General features: G+C 56.8%; 19 protein-coding genes and 1 pseudogene. 8 read left to right on the forward strand and 12 right to left on the reverse strand.

The features are described from left to right. The 4 genes and pseudogenes from AC1DVH_RS15660 to AC1DVH_RS15675 all read left to right on the forward strand — a co-directional run. Window positions 1-166 (forward strand): annotated as a pseudogene (locus tag AC1DVH_RS15660) (MocR-like pyridoxine biosynthesis transcription factor PdxR); the annotation flags it as partial. A gap of 112 nt (window positions 167-278) precedes the next feature. After that, window positions 279-1,349, forward strand: coding sequence for a sugar phosphate isomerase/epimerase family protein (locus tag AC1DVH_RS15665; RefSeq protein WP_477754570.1), 1,071 nt, complete (start codon window positions 279-281; stop codon window positions 1,347-1,349). A 51-nt stretch (window positions 1,350-1,400) separates the two neighbouring features. Further along, entirely contained in the window at window positions 1,401-2,666 is a 1,266-nt protein-coding gene (locus AC1DVH_RS15670; RefSeq protein ID WP_477754571.1) for an MFS transporter, read from the forward strand. Between the two features lie 268 nt (window positions 2,667-2,934). Further along, on the forward strand, window positions 2,935-4,422 hold the full coding sequence (locus AC1DVH_RS15675) for a sensor histidine kinase (protein ID WP_477754586.1): 1,488 nt from the start codon (window positions 2,935-2,937) through the stop codon (window positions 4,420-4,422). Here the strand turns inward: AC1DVH_RS15675 and AC1DVH_RS15680 are convergent. From AC1DVH_RS15680 to AC1DVH_RS15710, 7 genes are all read right to left on the reverse strand, one after another. Then, window positions 4,412-5,116 carry a response regulator gene (locus AC1DVH_RS15680; protein WP_477754572.1) on the reverse strand — a complete coding sequence of 235 codons (705 nt, stop codon included), beginning with the start codon at window positions 5,114-5,116 and terminating at the stop codon, window positions 4,412-4,414. The genes AC1DVH_RS15675 and AC1DVH_RS15680 overlap by 11 nt on opposite strands. 338 nt (window positions 5,117-5,454) lie before the next feature. Beyond that, on the reverse strand, window positions 5,455-6,906 hold the full coding sequence (locus AC1DVH_RS15685; RefSeq protein WP_477754573.1) for a multiheme c-type cytochrome: 1,452 nt from the start codon (window positions 6,904-6,906) through the stop codon (window positions 5,455-5,457). Window positions 6,907-7,360: 454 nt separating this feature from the next. Beyond that, window positions 7,361-7,819, reverse strand: coding sequence for a MarR family winged helix-turn-helix transcriptional regulator (locus tag AC1DVH_RS15690; RefSeq protein ID WP_477754574.1), 459 nt, complete (start codon window positions 7,817-7,819; stop codon window positions 7,361-7,363). A 126-nt stretch (window positions 7,820-7,945) separates the two neighbouring features. Then, complete coding sequence (locus tag AC1DVH_RS15695; protein ID WP_477754575.1) at window positions 7,946-8,398, reverse strand: Ohr family peroxiredoxin; 453 nt, start codon at window positions 8,396-8,398, stop codon at window positions 7,946-7,948. 582 nt (window positions 8,399-8,980) lie between these two features. Further along, the gene (locus AC1DVH_RS15700; RefSeq protein ID WP_477754576.1) at window positions 8,981-9,631 is read right to left on the reverse strand and encodes a hypothetical protein; all 651 of its coding nucleotides are present in this window, start codon (window positions 9,629-9,631) and stop codon (window positions 8,981-8,983) included. Between the two features lie 493 nt (window positions 9,632-10,124). Beyond that, window positions 10,125-10,820 carry a tRNA (adenine(22)-N(1))-methyltransferase gene (locus tag AC1DVH_RS15705; protein WP_477754577.1) on the reverse strand — a complete coding sequence of 232 codons (696 nt, stop codon included), beginning with the start codon at window positions 10,818-10,820 and terminating at the stop codon, window positions 10,125-10,127. 111 nt (window positions 10,821-10,931) lie between these two features. Further along, complete coding sequence (locus AC1DVH_RS15710) at window positions 10,932-11,888, reverse strand: threonine dehydratase (RefSeq protein ID WP_477754578.1); 957 nt, start codon at window positions 11,886-11,888, stop codon at window positions 10,932-10,934. A gap of 96 nt (window positions 11,889-11,984) precedes the next feature. Between AC1DVH_RS15710 and AC1DVH_RS15715 the strand changes: the two genes are divergently transcribed. From AC1DVH_RS15715 to AC1DVH_RS15725, 3 genes are all read left to right on the forward strand, one after another. Next, the gene (locus AC1DVH_RS15715) at window positions 11,985-12,806 is read left to right on the forward strand and encodes a helix-turn-helix transcriptional regulator (RefSeq protein ID WP_477754587.1); all 822 of its coding nucleotides are present in this window, start codon (window positions 11,985-11,987) and stop codon (window positions 12,804-12,806) included. A 160-nt stretch (window positions 12,807-12,966) separates the two neighbouring features. Next, window positions 12,967-13,257 (forward strand): hypothetical protein, encoded by a 291-nt coding sequence (locus tag AC1DVH_RS15720; RefSeq protein WP_477754579.1) that lies wholly within the window; start codon window positions 12,967-12,969, stop codon window positions 13,255-13,257. A 151-nt stretch (window positions 13,258-13,408) separates the two neighbouring features. Next, window positions 13,409-13,969, forward strand: coding sequence for a magnesium transporter (locus AC1DVH_RS15725; RefSeq protein WP_477754580.1), 561 nt, complete (start codon window positions 13,409-13,411; stop codon window positions 13,967-13,969). 32 nt (window positions 13,970-14,001) lie between these two features. On the opposite strand, the gene AC1DVH_RS15730 is transcribed toward AC1DVH_RS15725, so the two are convergent. Genes AC1DVH_RS15730 through AC1DVH_RS15750 form a run of 5 tightly spaced genes read right to left on the reverse strand, consistent with a single transcriptional unit; the run spans window position 14,002 to window position 19,051 of the window. Further along, on the reverse strand, window positions 14,002-14,319 hold the full coding sequence (locus tag AC1DVH_RS15730; protein WP_477754581.1) for a cytochrome C oxidase subunit IV family protein: 318 nt from the start codon (window positions 14,317-14,319) through the stop codon (window positions 14,002-14,004). A gap of 13 nt (window positions 14,320-14,332) precedes the next feature. After that, window positions 14,333-15,058, reverse strand: a complete 726-nt coding sequence (locus tag AC1DVH_RS15735) for a heme-copper oxidase subunit III family protein (RefSeq protein ID WP_477754582.1) — start codon at window positions 15,056-15,058, stop codon at window positions 14,333-14,335. Between the two features lie 6 nt (window positions 15,059-15,064). Continuing rightward, entirely contained in the window at window positions 15,065-15,757 is a 693-nt protein-coding gene (locus AC1DVH_RS15740) for a cytochrome c oxidase subunit 3 (protein ID WP_477754583.1), read from the reverse strand. Next, complete coding sequence (gene ctaD / locus AC1DVH_RS15745) at window positions 15,754-17,529, reverse strand: cytochrome c oxidase subunit I (protein WP_477754588.1); 1,776 nt, start codon at window positions 17,527-17,529, stop codon at window positions 15,754-15,756. Before ctaD ends, AC1DVH_RS15740 begins: the two co-directional genes overlap by 4 nt. Window positions 17,530-17,578: 49 nt before the next feature. Then, a complete protein-coding gene (locus tag AC1DVH_RS15750) occupies window positions 17,579-19,051 on the reverse strand; it encodes a c-type cytochrome (RefSeq protein ID WP_477754584.1) in 1,473 nt (490 codons plus the stop codon). Between the two features lie 315 nt (window positions 19,052-19,366). On the opposite strand from AC1DVH_RS15750, the gene AC1DVH_RS15755 reads away from it, so the two are divergent. Then, a partial coding sequence (locus tag AC1DVH_RS15755; protein ID WP_477754585.1) for a hypothetical protein occupies window positions 19,367-19,642 on the forward strand: 276 nt, incomplete at its 3' end.

Genomic DNA, 19,642 nt, shown 5'->3' on the forward strand with positions numbered 1-19,642 from the left:
GCATGGCATTCATACCTATCCCCTGAGTGACTACTGCCTGGAGCATGTCTTGCCACCGGCGCTACTGATCGGCTTTGCCAGTACCCCTGAGGACCAGGCCCAAGAACGCGTCGAAGCGCTTGCGCGGGCCTTGCGCAAGATGGGCTATCTGCAGCAGGCCACTTGACGCAAGGCAAGTGGTCTTATGATTTAACTGATAATGGATCTATCGAGAGTTCCTGACTGGCGCGATAAAGGCTGCGCCGGTAGACCCGGCGTCTGAACCAGGAACGACTCGAATGAACAATAAGATCCAGGAACGATTCAACGCCTTGCTCAGCCATAAGGCTGCCCGGGCCGGGGCTCCCCCCGTACTGACTGAGGCACTGGCCCGCCAGTTGCTCGACCGGCTTGGGCAACTGCGCCTGTTTGCCCATGCCTACCCCTTGCTGACCAACCTGACCCACGGCCGCGTGACACCTGCTGACCTGTTGGACTTCGCCTATCGCCACGAGCTGCAGGGGCTGAGCCTGCACTTGCTCGACGGTGAGGAAAACAGCCTCAGTCAAATGACGCCAGCGCAGCTTCAGGCGTTTGCAGACAAGGCCAATGCTCTCGGGCTGGACGTGCATCTGGAAATCAGCAGCACCTTGAAAAAAGATGTCGATCAAGTGATCGCCATTGCCAAGGCGCTGGGCACCCGCAACATTCGTGTTTACTCACGCTACGAAGGGGCGCTGTCGCGGGTCATGGACCTGATCGAGTCGGACCTGCACTACCTTGCGCAGCAGGCAGACGAGCACGACCTGTTCTTCGACTTCGAGCAGCATGAGGAACTCAAGAGCGGCGAGATCGCGCAACTGCTGAGCCGGCTGAACCACCCTCGCCTGCACGCCCTGTTCGACTTCGGCAACATGATCAATGCCTGCGAACAGCCCCTTGCTGCGCTCCGTAACCTGGCGCCGCACATACGCCAGACCCACCTCAAGGGTGTGCGCATCGTCCCCGAGCAAAACGCATTCGGCCATTACGGCGTGTTGCAGGGCTGTGACGAAGACGACCTGCCCAACGCACGCATGTTGTTCGAACTGCTGATGCTCGGCGAATCAGCTGTGCAAGTGATCGCTTTCATTCTCGAGCAGGAAAACCACTACGTTGCCCCGGCGTTCCGCCAGATGGACGAAGCCGCCGACCCGTTCATTGCGTACCGGGAAATGAGTGAAACAGCGCTGCCGGAAGGCTTCTCGCTGGAACGAATGCTGGCCGATGAACACCGTTGGGCCAACAACCAGGTCGCCTATGTACGAGGTCTGCTGGCCGAGTTCCGAACCCTGGCCGAGTTGACCCTGGCCCATTGCGCTGACGCCTGAACCTGATGTGCCGACAGGCACTGCCTTCCCAATCAAGCCTGGAGAACAATAATGACATCCCATGACAAGGCCAAATGGCTCAGATTCCTGATTCTCATACTCGGCGGCGGCACCATCTACAAGCTGGCGAATCTCAAAGACGCCTTTTATATCCCCATGCAAGAGTTCATGGGGTTGTCCCACACTGAAATCGGCCTGCTGCTGAGCGCCAACGCCATCATCGCCACCGCCCTGTTCGTGGTGGGTGGCATGCTCGCCGACCGGTACGACACGCGCAAGTTGATCCCCCTCGGCCTGATCGGTACCGGCAGCCTCGGGCTCTACCTGGCGACCTTTCCGCCCTTCAGCAATCTGCTGATTGTGTTCTGCCTGCTAGCCGTATGTGCCGACTGCATCTTTTGGCCCTCGCTGCTCAAAGCCATCCGCAACCTGGGTGACGATAAAGAACAGGGGCGACTGTTCGGCCTGCTCGAAGGCGGGCGCGGCGTCATCGATACCCTGGTCGCCTTCTCAGCGCTGGGCGTGTTCGTCGCCATGGGCTCCGGTGAAAACGGTCTGAAGTCGGCGGTCCTTTTCTATTCGGTCATCGACATTCTTGCCGGGACCCTGACCTGGCTGCTGCTCAAGAGCGGCAATACCCAGTCGACCGCCAAGCCGAAGAACGGATTATCGAACCTGCTCGAGGCCATCAAGGTGCCGGGCATCTGGCTGGTCAGCCTCAACGTGTTCATGGTCTACATCGTGTACTGCGGCCYGACCTATTTCATTCCCTACCTCAAGGACATGTACGAACTGCCCGTCGCCCTGGTGGGCGCCTATGGCATCATCAACCAGTACTTTCTCAAGATCCTCGGCGGCCCCGCCGGTGGCTTCATTGCCGACAAGCAGTTCAAGAGCTCCAGCCGCTATCTGAAATGGGCATTTCTGGCGTTGTTGCCGCTGATGGGCGTCATCATGCTCATCCCGAAAAGCCCGGGTTTCATCTACGCGGGCATGGCAGCCACCCTCTCCTTCGCGCTGATTGTTTTTTCCATGCGCGGCGTGTTCTGGGCACCCATGGGTGAAGTCGGCATTCCCCAGCACATCACCGGTTCAGCCTTTGGCATTGGTTGCCTGATCGGCTATGCGCCTGGCATGTTTGCCTATGTCATCTACGGCGCAATCCTTGACCATTTCCCGGGTCAGCAAGGCTACAACTACGTGTTCTCGTTAATGAGCCTGTTGGCCATTGTCGGGTTCATGGTCTCCAGCCTGCTGTATCAAGCGGTTCGGAAAAATTCCACGGTCACCGGCAAGGTCAGCGCCGCGCAAGCCTGAACATAGGTCGGGTGTACGCGTCGCAACACATCGCCGTGCGGCGGTAACCGARASGTTTCGGTTACCGCCGCACGGGCGCCGCCATCAAGCAGCACTGACGATGTTCTGGTTGAGCATCCGTGGTGTGTAATCCATCGGTGAAGCTGTCGGATCGCTATACAGTGAACTACTGTCAGTCATGGGCGTGGCGCCCATAGCCAATCTCCAGATATCCGTTGAGTTGCAGGGTCTCCAACCGACTTATCACGATGATCAGGGAACCAGGTCGATGGCAAAAGATGCAAAAGCCGAATCAGAAAACGCGACTTTTACCGCGCTGGAGACTGAGGAGCTGGTCGAGCCTGCCCCGGTTTCCGATGCGGTTCGCAATGGAATCTGGCGCACGCGGATCAAGGTCAAGGTGCGCAATCTGAGTCGCTCGACCCAGTTTGTCATTGCCGCTTCGGTGATCCTGGGACTGACCATGTTCTTCGTCGGCAAACTGGTGAGCGCTCGAATAGAAAGTGCCGCGGTACATAGCGCAGCAGAAGCAGGCGCTCAGTACATGGATACGTTTCTGGAGCCCTATGTGCAGGAGATGAGCCGGGACAACAAACTCTCGGCGGCAAGTGTCCAGTCTCTGGACCACCTCACGGAAAGTCGTTCGCTCAAACATCACATTGTCTCGATCAAGATCTGGCGGGCGGATGGCACGGTGGTCTACAGCACGAATAAAGCCATCACCAACCACACATTCCCGATGGATGAGATCACCGAAGCACTCAAGGGCAAAGTGGTCACCGACCTTGAAGGGCTGAACGAGGATGAGAACGAGTTCGAGCGCAACCTCAACGTGCCGCTCTATGAGATCTACGCGCCCCTGCGCGATTCAAGCACCAGGAAAGTCATCGCGGTGGGCGAATTTTATGAAAAGGCCGATAGTCTGAAGCGCGAGATCAATCGCGTCCGGGAACAGGTATGGGTGGTCGTTGGCGCCGCGACACTGGCAATGCTGACGCTGCTTTTTTTCATCGTGCGACGCGGTGACAAGATCATCCAGCGACAACAAGTGGCACTGCGCTTACGGCTGCAGGAGCAAACCCGTCTGCACATCAGCAATGCCGAACTCCAGCGCAAGATGGCGACAGCTACCCAGGAGTTTTCCCATGTCAACGAACTCACCTTGAGGCGCATTGGTGCAGACCTGCACGATGGGCCGGCGCAGTTATTGACCTTGATTCTGATCCGGCTCGACGACCTGGCCGAAAACTGTTCCGCTGTCGATCAGGAGTCGCTGGAAACCATTCGTGGCGCCGCCACCGACGCATTGCGTGAGGTCCGCGATTTATCGCGAGGCCTGGCACTTCCGGAAATCAATGAATTGAACCTGGTGGAAGAGTTGCAACTGGTGGCGCAACGGCACGAGCAACGCACTGGCACCAAGGTCACATTAACCCTGGGACTGCTACCGGAGACCGCGCCACTGCCGCTCAAACTCTGTTTGTACCGTTTTGTGCAAGAAGCCCTCAACAACGCTTACATGCATGCCAACGGCGAGGGTCAGGTCATCCAGGCGCAATACATTGATGAAGTATTGAACATCAGCGTCAGGGACAGTGGTCCGGGCATGGCGGCAGACGCCATGCTGCAAGGGGCATCCGGCAGAACCCGATTGGGGCTCGCCGGTTTGCGTTATCGCATTGAATCTCTGGGCGGGTTGTTCAGCATCGACTCCAGCGTCTCTGGTACGTCGGTCAATGCACAGTTCAAACTCTAGGGGGCGTTCCGGCATCCATTCGTGTTTTTGCTGCGCCGGTGTGAAGTCGCCCGACCGCTTCGCGCTCCCTGTAATGCCGTAGAGCCGTGACCGCTTCGACACGATTTCGGGCGTGCAGTTTCTGCATCACGCAGCCCATGTGGTGCTTGACGGTTTTTTCGCYGATCATCAGCTTTGTCGCAACCTCCCTATTGGTCAGCCCCTTTGAAACTTCACGAATGACCTCCTCCTCGCGATGGGTCAGATCAACCGTGTGAATTTGCGCTTCGTGCTTCTTGTCGTTACTCAGCAGTTTGTTGGCGAACTCGGGGGTGATATACGTCTCACCCCTGGCAACCGACCTGATAGCCAGGATCAGTTCCGGTCCGCTGACTCCTTTCAACACATACCCGCGCGCGCCGGCCTCCAGTGCCAAAAAGGCGTCGTCTTCGGATTCTGAAACCGTCAGCATCAGTACCTTCACATTCGACAGTTGAGTGGAAATGAACCGTACCGCGGCGAACACATCGCCCGGCATATTGACGTCCATCAACATCACATCCGGACGGATCTTGCGGGCAATATCCATGGCATCTTGCGCATTGGCGCCCTGATCCACGACCTGCAGATCCGCCCGTTTTCTCAACGTATTGGCAACGCCCTCACGCAACATCGGATGATCGTCGGCAATGCCGATGCGAATGGATGGATTCATGACGCGCTCCCGAAAGGATCAGCAATCGAACACTCATTGATTAATAGCAGGGAACCGGGGACGCCGCCGGTCGCCAGTCGCATGTCCCAGGCTCCAGGTGTTCGAAAATCAGACTTAAGTCGGACAAAACTCGATCGTCAACAAGCATTCATTATGACAAAACCCTGATTTTCAGACGCCAACCCATTGTTTTAAAACACCATTAAAAACGTCAATAAACAGACAGCCTCATAAAACCCGGCCCCATCTTTCATCCGACCAACTGTCGCTCTCCTGCACTCAGGTACATGCAACCCCGGCTCGATAGCAGGCCCGGCCAAACTAATTGAGAACGCCCCCTAGCGTCGGGACGCAGTGATCGGTGACAAGGGTACGCTCTGCGTGACTTTGGCCATCTGGGTGATTTCCACCTGCACCTTGTCCTTGCCGAGCAGGTAGTCGGCCAGCTTCTGCGAAAACGGCCAGTAGTTCAGTGCGGCCGTCAGGGTCAGCGGCCCGACCGCGTCGGCCGGCACCAGGAAGGAGAACTCCCCGATATCGTAGCCCTTGGGCAGAATGCGGTTGTCCGAGAGAATCTGCGTGGCATTCCAGACCTCGACATCCAATGGATTGCCGTCCTTGTCGCCGATGTGCACTTTGAAGTTTCGCGTGTTGTCCTCGGTCTTGCCGTCCTTGATCGAGCCCAGTCGATAGAGCTCGCGACCACTGGCATCGAGCACCCGGAAATCGATCCACATCTCCCGTCCCTCTGGAAAACCGGTCGGCAGCTTGTGCCCGGCGCCGACGTTGGAAACTTTGACCGCTACCGAGGTGTATTGCCCGGGAATGATGGCTGCCGGCGGTTGCTGGAAGGTTATTTCCGCTGCGCGCGCGAGCATGTCGCGAGCGCGTTGCGAGCCCTCTTCCTGACCGAGATGCTTGAGCATCATGGCGTTGGCTCCGCTGAACCAATGCGAGGCGACCTCTTCGCGGTCTGGCCCCATGATCGCGGCCTTGCCCGCAAAACCCGGCATATGGCAGCTCTGGCAGGTGACATCGTTAAGGCTGTAGGTGCTCTCCTGCCATTCGTCATAGGTGCGCTCGACCGCCACGCTGCTGAAGGGATGCGTGACGTTGTGGCAGGTGCCGCAAAAGTCCGAGCGTGTGTGCAGAGCGGAATATACGGTGTCGTGATACGGCGAAACGGCATCTTTGCGCGGGCCGAACTTGGTCGGTTTACCGTGTGCCCGAGGGCTCAGAACATAGGCGCCGTTATCGAGGCCCGTGCGGGCACTGATGTTGTGGCAGGTCTCGCAATCGACCCCTGGCATCGGATGATTCTTCGCGCTGTCTTCAATCGAGGAGCGGTTGACTTGCGAATTGATCTGCCCGGTCGTGAGACCGATCGGGGTATGGCAGCCGGTGCAGAAGTTATCGACCTTCCCCTCGGTGGCCGAACTCGCACGCTTGAGCAAGGCCCGATAGATGGGTTCATCCCAGGCCTGGGACATCATCGACGAGCGCCACTGCTTGTAGATCTCTGTATGGCAAGCGCCACATACCTGGGCATTGTCGAAGTCCTTCACATTCAACACCAGGTTGCCGGGGGTATTGGCCCGGTGCGGAAAGAACGGCATCGCGCCAGTCACATGCATGAGCTTGGAGCGTGCCGGCTCCAGCCACTTCTCGTTACTTTGATTGTCATTGCCCTGAGGTTCGTCTGCCGCCATCAGCGTTACCGTCAGCAGGCAGGCTAAAAAGCACAATCCGAGCAGCGCTACCCGCGCACACGTGTATCTGGAGTGGCTCATAAGCATTTCCCCTGGACGGTTGCAGAGGAGGACTGCAGCACTTCTATTGAGTAGCCAGGGGTATTAGTTACGTGCAATCACTCAATGGGGTACTTACAGCTCCACAGTATCCCGACTCTGCACCTTTCACGGTCGGGATACGCTCACTCAGCAATTACCTTGCCATCGATGTAACAAAACATATCGGCCGACCTGAGAGCCCGGCAAACATTGCTCAGAACTTGAAATTCTTGAGCTAATGGAGGTGCGAATTCTGCCGGGGAATCGCGCCCATTAGTGGGGGGGCTCGCTCCGAAATCGGGGGGTATCAAGACCAGAGGGCCAGCCCTGCCGTGCAACCGCCGCACAACATCCGATAGCCCAATTGCCCCCCGGGTTTAATGAGCCGCTCAGATCTGATCCGTTATTTGGTGCATCTCACAAATCCGGGGCCACTCACTAGACTCGCTACGACTTACTCCCTGTCTTTCGTCGACCGGATGAGACTGCCCCGTAACTTCACTATGGCCTTCTGCATTTGCACGAAGTCGTCGGGGTCAAGACCGGTTTGCGGGAAGCCATCTTCGGTGAGGCCTTCGCGCAGTTTTCGCCCCTCTCTGGTGAGACTGATCCGCACCTGGCGTTCGTCTTCCGGGTCGCGCTGGCGCAGCAGATAACCCATCGCTTCCAGCTTCTTCAGGATCGGCGTGAGGGTATTGGATTCAAGAAACAGCTTTTCGCCGAGGCTGCCAACGGTCTGGTTGTCTTCCTCCCACAGCGCAACCAGGGTGATGTATTGCGTATAAGTCAGGCCAAGCCGCTCGAGCATCGGCTTGTAGGCCTTGCCGAAGGCCAGATTGGTTGAATAGACCGCAAAACACAGGAAATCGGAGAGTTTGAGATCCAGGGCGGATGTCTTGTCGGTGTTTTTCATGGACGTACTCTTGGGTCAGTCTGGCGAGACTGAAACTTTACATCGTACGCGATGGTATCGGAAGTGCGCATAAACACTGAAGGCCGGCTCACCGGGAGATCCCCGGTGAGCCGGCCGTGGCGTGGGTTATGCCGTCAAGACATTGATGTCGACATCAATGTTGCCGCGTGTGGCCTTGGAATACGGGCAGATTGCATCGGCGTTGTGGGCCAACTCGGTCGCCACCCCATGATCCAGCCCCGGCACACGCAAAGTCAGTCGAGCCTGGAGGAAGTAAGCCGCGCCGGTCTGGCCCAGATCGACTTCAATGTCGACGGCCGTGTCGGTCGGCAGCGTCACCTTCATCTGTAGGGCGGCCAGCCCCACCGCTGCGATGTAGCAAGCCGACCACGCTCCGGCGAACAGTTGCTCGGCTTTCGGGTGCGGCTGGACGGCGGTGAGCACGTGTGCCGGTGTGTCGCTGCCAGGGGACGACAGCACGATATCGAGGTTGCCGTTATGGCCGCGCGAGGTGTTGCCTGCGCTGTTATGAGTGGTGTGGGTTTTGCCGGTTGCCAGCACTTTATCGATCTTGCTCATGGGGCCTTCCTCAGGATTTAATGTTTCGTGCGATTATATCGCATGCGATATTTATGGCGCTTAAAAAGCAACGTTCATCAATTGGCGTGTGCAATGATCCAGTTGTTGCCGTTTTGGCCATGGGAAGCGTGGGCGGTCGAGATAAACATTGTGCGGCGGCTTCCGGTGTTCATGGCTGAGTCTCCAAACGGCAAGGGTTGTTGCTACATCCTGTCTCGTTCGATTAGATCGCATGCGATAGATGAATACTCAACCAAAGCCCCAATGATGTCAAAGCCTATTTTGTGCCTTGGCGATGAGCGGTAGTTACCCTCCCCCCTTGTCGAAACGATGATGGGCTTCTCACCGTCCGGCCCTACGGGGCCTCTGGTTACGCGCTTCGGATCGCTTTCACGCATGACGATCAAGTCGTTGGCGCTGAAATGAAATGGATGTCTTTCACTCGAAAAAAAACCGGCCAATCGAGCCGGTTATCTTTGACCTCCTGTTTCCCACACGCACAAAAACCCCCTCGCCAGGAGGGGGTCTGATGTTTCAAAGGGTCAAACGGTTTTACCCGTCTTTACCTGGGTTTTCGTCAGCTCAGCGCAGCGCAGGAATACCCGCAAACAGCCACGAAGTCTCCTGAGCTGGCGTTGCTTCGTTGCGCTTGCGCGCCCACTGAGTCAGCGCCACCATCATCGCAAAGCCGAGCACGATCAACACCGGATAGGCCATCAGCAACTCGGTGAGCGAATATTTCCAGGCCAGTGGTCGACCGACACCGAGCATGGCGGCATACAGCCAGGACACGCCCGACAGTGCGCCAGAGAACAGGGCAAACATTCGTACACTGACCTTGAGATCAAGCAGCGACCCGGCCTTGAGCATTGCCGGCAATACAAAGCGGTGCAACAACATGCCGTTGAACGTCAGCAACAATACAATGATGACTTTGGCTTGCAGTTTTGGATTGGCAAAATAGTTCATGCCTTTATCCAGATAATCAATGCCTATTACCGCGGCTCCGGTGATCCACAAGAATATCAACGCATTGGAAACAGACGTCTGAAGACTGGCCATATGTTCATTATCGTGCCCCGACGACACACGACCTTTCCATAAATCCTTGACCATTGCGGCATCGCTGGCAAACACCAGGCCAATCGCCACGCAGCAAGCCAACAGGTGAACGTAAACAACACCTAAACGCAAAAACTCCATGGATTCTTTCTGGCCGATCAGGCCGATCATTGTATTAATATCCAAGATGACATCTCCACTTATAGCCGCAGTGCAAATTGACCATGCCCCAGGCATGCGAATTATTTATTCGCACCTGCAAGATCAAGTTCGCAATGATTGAAGCAACTTAATAATTAGGTATTACAAGAGGGAGCGACTCGCCCAGCGAGTCAGTGATGACGGCATACTATCACTCCAGGTCTCAGGTAAAAAAAATCCCCATGTGCATTCCATTCAATGCAGATGAGGTATACGTCCTTTTTATTAGTGAGTGCAGCGCGACCTCTCAAAGGATCCCGTCTGCCGGAACATCAGAGCGAAGCCTATCAAAATCGTTCACTTTTTGAGCAGGATGCTCGACAAACGGTACCAAATCCAACACCGGGGAGTACCTGTCTCCTTGGCTGAAACCGGCGTAGCCAAGGAGCTGAATCGTTTCCGGTTTTATTCCGAAAAAAAGCCGCCATCGCGCTGTATGCACATCGCCTGCCCCCACGCTTCCTCAGGCCAGTAACTGGGTGATCCACTGGGCCTGACGCGCGATGTCCTGCACCCTTTCCTCGGGCACGGCCTGTTGCACCCGGGCAAAGTGGGTCAGGGTCTTCTGCTTCTGGCGCAACTTGCGCTGCCACTTGAGCAGGAACGCCGGACTGCGGGCCTGCATCTGCAATGGGCCGAAGTACAGCTCTTGGGCGGTGTACATCACCGGCCCGGCGCGCTCGGCGACGATGATTTCATAGTCGAAACGACTTTCCCGCAGCACTTCCTCGCAGAGGATGCGGTAGCCATTGTCCATCAGCCATTGGCGCAGTGGCTGTTCGCCGCCGTTGGGTTGCAGGATCAGGCGCTCCTGACCGCTCAGGTACGTCTTGCCGCTGTCGAGGATGTCGCGGATCGTTTCGCCGCCCATACCGCAGATGCTGATCGCCGTGATCCCGTCTCCCGGCTCGATTGCCGCCAGGCCGTTGGCCAGGCGCACGGTGATCTGCGGGTCCAGGCCGTTCTCGCGCACGGTGCGTTCGGCCGAGCGGAACGGCGTCAACGCCACCTCGCCGGCCACCGCCGCCGCGATGGCGCCACGGCGCATCAGCGCCACCGGCAGGTAGCCGTGATCCGAGCCGATATCGGCCAGGCGCGCGCCGGCTGGCACATGCGCCGCCACGCGCTCCAGGCGCATGGACAATGTCTGTTCGTTCACCTGCGGCCCCTTTTCACCACAAACGTCCGGCGCCTTTTGGCCGGATCGGGGCGCGATTGTGTCGAGCAACGCCGTGCATTTCAAATTTATGTGACCACGGTCATTGCCCCTTCACGCAATCACTTGCGCATACACCGATCTGTCGACGTTGCCGCCGGATAGAATCACACCCACCCTTCTTCCCGACATGGCTTCACGCTCCGAAATGAGCGCTGCCAGCGCCGCCGCACCGGCCCCTTCAGCGAGGTTATGGGTATCGGTGTAATACACGCGCATGGCCTCGGCAATCTGCGCGTCACTGACCGCTACGATCCGCTCCGCACCTTGCGCGTAGACGGCAAAGGCCTCAGGCACTGGCTTGCGTACGGCCAGACCGTCGGCAAAGGTGGTTGCCGAGGCGGTTTCGCATAGGACCCCAGTGTCAAACGACAACTGTGCGGCGGCCGCTTGCGTGGAAACCACGCCCACCACCCGGGTGCTCAGTCCCAGCGCATCGCGGGCGGCGATCACCCCGCAAATCCCCGAGCCACAGCCAATCGGTACATATACGGTATCCAGGTCCGGCGCCGCATTGAACAGCTCCAGCGCATAAGTGGCGACGCCTTTGACCAGCTCGGTGTGAAACGGCGGGACCAGGAACAGGTCATGCACGTGCGCAAGGCGTGCAGCCTCTTCGCGGGCCTCATCGAAATCGCGCCCGTATTCGACCACTTCAGCGCCAAAGCCGCGCATGGCGTCGTTCTTTTCTACCGAGTTACCTTGCGGCACTACGATCAACGCCCGCAAACCCAGTGCGCCAGCTGCCAGCGCGAGGCTCTGGCCATGGTTGCCGCGGGTAGCGCTGACAATGCCTTTCGCGTCTGGGTGCTCGCGTTTGAGCCAGTGCATGAAGGTAATACCGCCGCGCACTTTGAAAGCACCGGTAGGCGTGTGATTTTCGTGCTTGACCCACACCGTGCAACCCAACCGCCGAGCCAGCAACGGCCAAGGGTATTGGGCGGTGGCCGGCATGACCTGGTAAACGTTGCGTGCGGCCTGTTCGATATCGCCGCGAGTCAGTCTGTGCATGATTGATCCCCCTGAGATTTTGCCCAGTCTGGACACGGACGCAGTACGCTGGCTTTCAGAAAACTGACCTGACTTTTGTCCCCCCTCTTCACTACTATGGTGTTCATGAGCTATCGAAACCGCATGACGCCACCACTCCTGTCCGAACCGGTCCGCCGTATCGAGGCCGGCCCCTGGGCGATCGAATTGCTCCCCGGCTGTGCCTACGCGACCCGCTATGTGGCGACCCAGGCGGGAATCGGCTTTGCCTTCGACAGCCAGCGAGGCCTGCACGCTATCGGCAGTGACCGAATACGCCCTTTCGATGCCGTGCCCAACGGCCTGGCGTTCGTTCCCGTCGGGTGTGACGTGTTGTCCGAATCACCCACGGGCGGTGAATACCTGCGGGTGATGCGCACCGACGGTATTGCGTTGGTCGGGGATCGTGCCTTCAACAATCGCATCGACCGGCAGGCCACTGCCCTCGCACGGCGAATGCGCGCCGCGCTGTTGCACGCTTGCGTGGAGGACGATTGGGAGGCCTGGGCACTGGCATTGTCTGCGCGGGCGACGAGTAGCGAAGCAGTGCTGTCACCGGCCCATGGCTCGATAACCGGTTACCGGATGCGCTTGCTCGATGAGTTCATTGATGCTGGCCTCGATGGCCCGTTGAGCGTACCGGCGATGGCGGGGCTGCTTGGATTGTCCGAAGGCTATTTCATGCGGGCCTTCAAAAACTCCACAGGCAAAAGCCCGCACGGTTACCTGATCGACCGACGCCTCGCCAGGGCCCGAGCCCTGATGCGCGATTCGACTGCCACGCTGACGGAGATCGCCTACGCCTGCGGTTTCAACTCCCAGGCACACATGGCGACCACCTTCAAGCAACGCCTTGGCGTGAGCCCGGCGCAATTGCGTCAATGTTCAAGGTTCAGTTAGCGCCGGGTTTGATGTTTGCGATGGGCCGGTGGTCGTTGCATTTCGGTTGTCGCCGGCGTTTGGCTAAGCTTAATAAATCAGGGCGAGTTGAAACTTGTGTGATTGCGGCCATCAACGGATCTGGATGGGCATCAAGACGGTACTCCCAAAGGAGACGACTATGTACGCGGTGATAAGAACCTACCTGGGTACGGGAGCAAAGCAACTTTTCGAGCTTCTGGAAAAGCGCAAAGACGACATCGAAGCTACCTTGCGGACAGTGCCTGGCCTCGTAAGCTACACATTGCTGAATACGGGTGACGGTGGTACGTCGATCACTGTTTGCATAGACAAGGCCGGCAGTGATGCGAGCTTGAAAGTAGCGCGTGACTGGATTCAGAAAAACACCTCGAGTATCCACGCGAACCCGCCGATCGTAACGGAAGGTCCGGTCATTGTGCAGATCAATTAGCGACCGGTCCGCATGCTGGCGAGTGCTATACTTTTTTTCAGATTGCATGAAGTATGCAACGTTCCCCACGGTACAGGTACCGACTGTAAATCCTGGTTAACAGCTGCCGGACAAAGGAGGTCTACAGCAAACACGAGTTGGGAGGTGTGGCATGAATCGACACTATTACATCAGTGACAATCTCAACGATCTCGAAACCGTTGAAAATGAATTGGAAGCCAGTGGCATCAATTCCGAACAAATTCATGTGCTCAGTGAAAAAGTTGCTGATGTCGAACAACATCACCTCCACGAGGTTAACTCGTTAATGGAGCAAGATGCTGTTCACTCTGGTGAGATTGGTGCGGTGATCGGTGTGCCCCTCGCAGCACTGGTCCTGGGTGTCGCCTATTGGATGGGCTGGACAGAATCCGCCGCAGGCTGGATGCCAGTTATCTTCCTTGCCATTGTTATTTTGGGCTTCTGCATCTGGGAAGGCGGCTTTTTTGGGTTCCAGGTACCGAACACTCACTTCCGCAATTTCAAGCAGGTGGTAAACGAAGGCAAACATATCTTCTTCGTGGATGTTGAGCCGGATCAAGAATCGCTATTGGACCAGGTAATCAAACATCATCCAATGCTGCAGATCGCCGGCACGGGAACGGCAGCCCCGCACTGGACAGTGGCCTGGCAGCACAAATGGCATCAGTTCAAGCGAGTGATATCGGGTTAACGCCTGGAGACTCAAGGCCATCCGAAAGCTGCTTATTGGCCAAAGGAAATGACCCGGCTGAGGAAAACATAGTCTGCCTCGGTGGCCATGAGTCCGACGAGCACCAGTAAACACAAAGGTGGCACCAATATGGCGTAGACCATGGCCAACCGCTCCCATGCCATATGCATGAAGATGGAGACAATTAAACCTGCCTTCAACAACATGAAAGTGATAATCAGCGTCCACCGAAGGTAGCCATGGAAGTGGAAATAGTCGACAAGGTACGACAGCGTGCTGAGGACGAATAACAACCCCCAGATTTTAAGGTACAAACTGATTGGATGTTGCTGACCCTGAGCATGTGCCATCACCCGCACTCCTCTACCACAAATAGAAGAAAGCAAAAATAAACACCCACACCAAATCCACGAAGTGCCAGTAAAGCCCAGCTATCTCGACGTTCTGATAGTTTCCGGAGCGCTCATAATCTCCCCGCAAAACTTTCAGCGCCACAATGCTGAGGTAGATGGCGCCGATTGACACATGCAGTCCGTGAAAACCGGTAATCATGAAAAAACTGGCACCAAATTGCGCCGCCCCCATGGGGTTCCCCCAGGGACGCACCCCTTCTGCGATGAGCTTGGTCCATTCAAATGCCTGCATGCCGACGAAAGTCACCCCCAAGGCAGCGGTCGCCAGCATCAGGGCCGTGGTTTTCGCACGATCACGGCGATAGGCGAAATTCACGGCCATGGCCATGGTGCCGCTGCTACTGATCAGCACAAAGGTCATGATGGCGATCAGAATAAGCGGGATTTCCCTACCGCCGATCGTCAACGCGAACACTTCACTGGGGTTCGGCCAGGCGGTGGTGATAGTCATGCGTACCGACATGTAGCCGGTCAGAAAACAGGTGAATATAAAAGTATCGCTGAGCAGGAATATCCACATCATCGCCTTGCCCCAGGGGACCTGCTTGAAGGCCTCTTTATCCGAGGACCAATCGTTGGCGATGCCCTGCCATCCCGGCGCAGGTGGCGAACCTGGTGGATTGGATGAACTGATCTCGGCTTGGGCTTGGGCTTCGACTTGCGGGTGCAATGCCATGGCTGTTCACCTCAGGCCGCAGAATCTGGCGATGGCTTCATAGGTTTGCGGGGTGCTGGCCAGCAGCGCGAATAGCACGAACCAAAGGCCCAGCAAGTAATGCCAATAGATGGCACAGAGCTCTACGCTGGCGCTGAGTTGTGCCAGTGGCACATGACGCAGAAATTTAGCGACGATCCAACACCAGGCGATCAGCCCGCCCAGCAGGTGGAGCCCATGCAGGCCGGTCAACAGGTAGAAGAAACTGTTGGCCGGATTGCTGGCGACAAAGTAGCCCCAGGCGACAAACTGCTGCCAGACCCAGAGTTGCCCCGCCAGAAAGGCAATGGCAAAGACTCCCCCCAATGCAAAACCAATGACAGCTGCGCCCGGCAGAGCCTTTCGGGCGGCCATACGCGAGCACTGCAGTGCGATGCAACTCAATACCAGAAAAGCCGAATTCAGCCAGAGCGGTCGGAGATTGCCTAACGGCGCCAAAGGCTCTGTCAGGGGTAGCCAGTCGGCCATTTGTGAACGGGCGACAAAGGCGATCAGGAAGAGGAAGAATAACGAACTCACCACCACCAGAAACAAGCGCAGGCCTACCCTTGCGGTTTGCCTTCTATCGGCACCCTCGGCGGCCTGAATACCCTCAGGGTCGCGATTCCAACTGCCGCCGGGGTCTGCGCCATCGGCGTTTCTCAATAGCAGTCTGTTCATGTTTTAACGTCCGCTGTCCTGGTTCCGGCACTGAGTTGCCGCATTTGCTCCAACTCCTCGGCCGAGACTGTTTGCGGCACGAAATCCTGCTCTATCCCCGGCACACTGTAGTCATAGGCCCAGCGATGCACGACCGGCAGCTTCTCTCCCCAGTTACCGTGTATCGGCGGGGTGTTCGGCGTTTGCCATTCCAGACTGGCCGCGCCCCAGGGATTACTGCCTGCGGGTTTGCCCTTGAACGCACTCCAGGTCAGGTTGAACAGGAACAGCAACTGGGAAACGCCGACAGTCAATGCGACTACCGTAATGAAGGCATTCAAGTCTTGAGCGGACTGCGGGATGAACGCGTAGTTTTCATAGGCGTAGTAGCGACGTGGCATGCCCTGGAAACCCAGGTAGTGCATGGGGAAGAAGATGGCGTAGGTGCCCAGAAAGGTAATCCAGAAATGCAGCTTGCCCAGGGTGTCGTTCCACATCCGCCCGGTGATTTTCGGGAACCAGTGATAAATGCCGCCGAACACCACCAGGACCGGTGCAACCCCCATGACCATATGAAAATGGGCTACGACGAAATAGGTGTCCGAGAGCGGAATATCCACGATCACATTGCCGAGAAACAACCCGGTCAGACCGCCGACCAGGAAGGTGACGATAAAGGCCAGGGCAAACAGCATCGGCACGGTCAGATGGATGTCGCCCTGCCACAGGGTCAGCACCCAGTTGTAGACTTTCAGCGCAGTCGGCACCGCGATGATCAAAGTGGTGACGGCGAAGAAAAAGCCGAAGTACGGGTTCATTCCGCTGACATACATATGGTGCGCCCAGACCACAAAGCTGAGTACGCCAATCGCAATAATGGCCCACACCATCATTCGGTAGCCGAAGATGTTTTTACGTGCATGGGTGCTGATCAAGTCGGAGACCAGGCCAAACGCAGGGAGAGCAACGATGTAGACCTCCGGGTGGCCGAAGAACCAGAACAGGTGCTGGAACAGTATCGGGCTGCCACCCTGGTGATCGAGGTGCTGCCCCAGCGAGACCATCGCCGGCATGAAGAAGCTGGTGCCCAACAGCTTGTCGAACAGCATCATGACCGCACTGACAAACAACGCCGGGAAGGCCAGCAAGGCCATGATCGAGGCCATGAAGATGCCCCATACCGAGAGTGGCATGCGAAACAATGTCATGCCGTGCGTGCGCGCCTGCAACACCGTGGTGACGTAGTTCAACCCGCCCATGGTGGCCGCGACAATGAAAATCGCCAGTGAGACGAGCATCAGGACAATGCCCCACTCGACCCCCGGTGTCCCCTGGGAAATGGACTGTGGCGGATAGAGCGTCCAGCCGGAACCTGTGGGGCCGCCAGGGACAAAAAAACTGCTGAGCAACACCAGTACCGCCACCAGGTAAAACCAGTAGCTGAGCATGTTGACGTAGGGGAAGACCATGTCGCGGGCGCCCACCATCAGCGGGATCAGATAGTTGCCGAAGCCGCCTAGAAACAAGGCCGTCAGCAAGTAAATGACCATGATCATGCCGTGCATGGTCATCGCCTGATAATAAGTACTGGCATCCATGAACGCTAAACTACCGGGGAAGCCTATCTGCATGCGCATCAAGCCGGACAACACCAGAGCGATAAGCCCCACGAAGATGGCCGTCAACGAATATTGAATGGCTATGACCTTGTGGTCCTGACTCCAGATGTATTTGGTCAGGAAACTTTTGGGCTCGTGCAGTGCTTCTGTTTCGGCTTGCTCCGCATAGGCCATCACGTCATCCTCCTGCCGAAGTTTCAGTGTATTCCTGGCTGTTTCACGGCTACTTCCCTGGCTCCGCCTTGTTCGCATCAGCGTCAGCATTCGCTTTGGATTTGATGAAAGCGATCAGTGCATTCAGCTCCTCGTCACTCGGAGCCAATACCGGCATGACGGCTGCATAGCCCTTGACGATTTTGGCATTGGGATGAAGAACCGAATCTCTGATATAGCTCTCATCGACCTTTACGCTCGAATCGTCGGCAAGGGTTTCCGTCTTGCCGTACAGGCCCAGCCAGCTGGGGCCGACGCCCTTGTTGCCATCGACACTGTGGCAGGCCAGACAGCCGAGCGACCCGGCCAGTCGCTGTCCCTGCGCCACCAGGTCTTCACCCGAGCTCGACGCTTCGCCGGTAGAAGGTTCATCGACTTGCCCCGCAGCACCTAGTGATTTGATCAGGGCGATGACAGCACCCAGCTCATCGTCTTTGAGAGTATAGGCCACCATGACCGGCGGGTAGCCCTGTACCAGTCGGGCCTTCGGATCGAGAATCGACTCTTTCAGGTAGGCCTCGTCGACCTGCACACTGGTGCCATCGGCAAGCTGTTCAGTGCGGCCGTACAACCCCTTCCATCCCGGTCCGAGACTGACACCGCCATCCTGGCTATGGCAGGCCTTGCAGCCGAGTTGTTCGACCAACTGGCGGCCTTTTTCCAGCACGCTGTCTCGACCGGGTTTGGCAGCTGTCGTCAATGTCTGCGCAAAAGTCGGCTGGCCTTTCAGCCATTGATCGAAGACGCCCTGCTCTTCCACGATCATATGGCCGCGCATGTTGTAATGACCCACGCCACAATATTCAGCGCAAAGGACGTCATATTTTCCGGTTTTAGTCGGCGTAAACCAAAAGTACGACACCATCCCTGGCACCATGTCCATCTTGCTGCGAATTTGCGGTACATAGAAATCGTGCAGAACATCTTTAGCGCGCAGTAAAACTTTCACCGGCCGATCGAGCGGAAGACGAACTTCATTATTGATTACAAGCACATCGTCCTGCCCTGCAGGATCCTTGGGATCAAGGCCCAGGGGATTGGCGGAATCAATAAACCTGATATCCGATCTGCCCAGCTTTGCGTCTTGACCGGGAAAACGAAAGGCCCACTGCCACTGCTGGGCGACCACTTCAAGTTCGTAAGCATTTTTCGGCACCCGGACGAAGTCGTTGTAAACAACCAGACCTGGCGCCAACATCCCGGCAATACCTACCGAGGTAACGATAATCAACCATAATTCCAGCTTTTTATTTTCTGGCTGGTAGGCCGCCCTGGCACCCTCCTTGTGACGATAGCGCATCACCGCTACCGCCATAAATATCGTGATGGCGATGAAAAACACCCCGCAAATGATCAGGGTGATGAACAGGGTGGTGTCTATGGAGCCCCAGTTGGAAGCTGCCGGTGTCGCCTGCCAAGGCGCTAGTATGTGGAATAGCACTGATGCAATAACGATTAGTATCAAGACAATTGCTATTGCCATTTCCTCTTCATCCTATTCCTGTTGTTCATTGGTTATGCAAAAGCATCGCCACTTACGTCCAGGCAGGGCAGACAAATACCACCCGTCCGGGCGGTAAAGTCAGTAAGGAGTATAGAGCCATCGGCTTGTACCGTGAGGTGGGTAAAGGAGGTTCGGTTGCCAGCTATACTCATTTTCTGATGACGGACGGCAGAGATCGACCGGAAGCGGCCCCAAAGGATGAACCCTGCCCTTGTGCAGTCATCAAACATAAGTGATGGCATTGAGCAGGAACGATAGCTACAGAGTCCAGCAATCCACATGGGAGGTTTCCTCATGAGTGCCCTGACGATTGAAGGCTGGTGCAAAACCAGCGGCGCCCCAAAGTCCACCCCGATGGGGGAAGTCCATTTCTACGTCGACGGACCTCTGCATCGCCGTCTGGAAGATGCCGAAGAGCGCTTGCAGAAGACCCACGAGACTGAAGCCATGGTCGATGTCGATATGGACTCGATGGATTTGATCATGCCTGAGGGATACGCCCCCTTGTCCGACTGTCAAATGCGTGTCTATTTGCAACACGACCGCGGTCAGTTTCACCTGGTCGGGCAC

This window comes from Pseudomonas sp. P4_C3 (assembly GCF_056402075.1).

Excerpts from the sequence above, each read along its gene's own strand:
- AC1DVH_RS15690 (WP_477754574.1), bottom strand. The coding sequence starts at position 7,819 with ATGAAAAACACCGACAAGACATCCGCCCTGGATCTCAAACTCTCCGAT.
- AC1DVH_RS15700 (WP_477754576.1), bottom strand. The coding sequence starts at position 9,631 with ATGATCGGCCTGATCGGCCAGAAAGAATCCATGGAGTTTTTGCGTTTA.
- AC1DVH_RS15720 (WP_477754579.1), top strand. The coding sequence starts at position 12,967 with ATGTACGCGGTGATAAGAACCTACCTGGGTACGGGAGCAAAGCAACTT.
- ctaD (WP_477754588.1), bottom strand. The coding sequence starts at position 17,529 with ATGGCCTATGCGGAGCAAGCCGAAACAGAAGCACTGCACGAGCCCAAA.
- AC1DVH_RS15685 (WP_477754573.1), bottom strand. The coding sequence starts at position 6,906 with ATGAGCCACTCCAGATACACGTGTGCGCGGGTAGCGCTGCTCGGATTG.
- AC1DVH_RS15715 (WP_477754587.1), top strand. The coding sequence starts at position 11,985 with ATGGTGTTCATGAGCTATCGAAACCGCATGACGCCACCACTCCTGTCC.
- AC1DVH_RS15735 (WP_477754582.1), bottom strand. The coding sequence starts at position 15,058 with ATGGCATTGCACCCGCAAGTCGAAGCCCAAGCCCAAGCCGAGATCAGT.
- AC1DVH_RS15675 (WP_477754586.1), top strand. The coding sequence starts at position 2,935 with ATGGCAAAAGATGCAAAAGCCGAATCAGAAAACGCGACTTTTACCGCG.
- AC1DVH_RS15740 (WP_477754583.1), bottom strand. The coding sequence starts at position 15,757 with ATGAACAGACTGCTATTGAGAAACGCCGATGGCGCAGACCCCGGCGGC.
- AC1DVH_RS15725 (WP_477754580.1), top strand. The coding sequence starts at position 13,409 with ATGAATCGACACTATTACATCAGTGACAATCTCAACGATCTCGAAACC.
- AC1DVH_RS15730 (WP_477754581.1), bottom strand. The coding sequence starts at position 14,319 with ATGGCACATGCTCAGGGTCAGCAACATCCAATCAGTTTGTACCTTAAA.
- AC1DVH_RS15750 (WP_477754584.1), bottom strand. The coding sequence starts at position 19,051 with ATGGCAATAGCAATTGTCTTGATACTAATCGTTATTGCATCAGTGCTA.
- AC1DVH_RS15710 (WP_477754578.1), bottom strand. The coding sequence starts at position 11,888 with ATGCACAGACTGACTCGCGGCGATATCGAACAGGCCGCACGCAACGTT.
- AC1DVH_RS15665 (WP_477754570.1), top strand. The coding sequence starts at position 279 with ATGAACAATAAGATCCAGGAACGATTCAACGCCTTGCTCAGCCATAAG.
- AC1DVH_RS15695 (WP_477754575.1), bottom strand. The coding sequence starts at position 8,398 with ATGAGCAAGATCGATAAAGTGCTGGCAACCGGCAAAACCCACACCACT.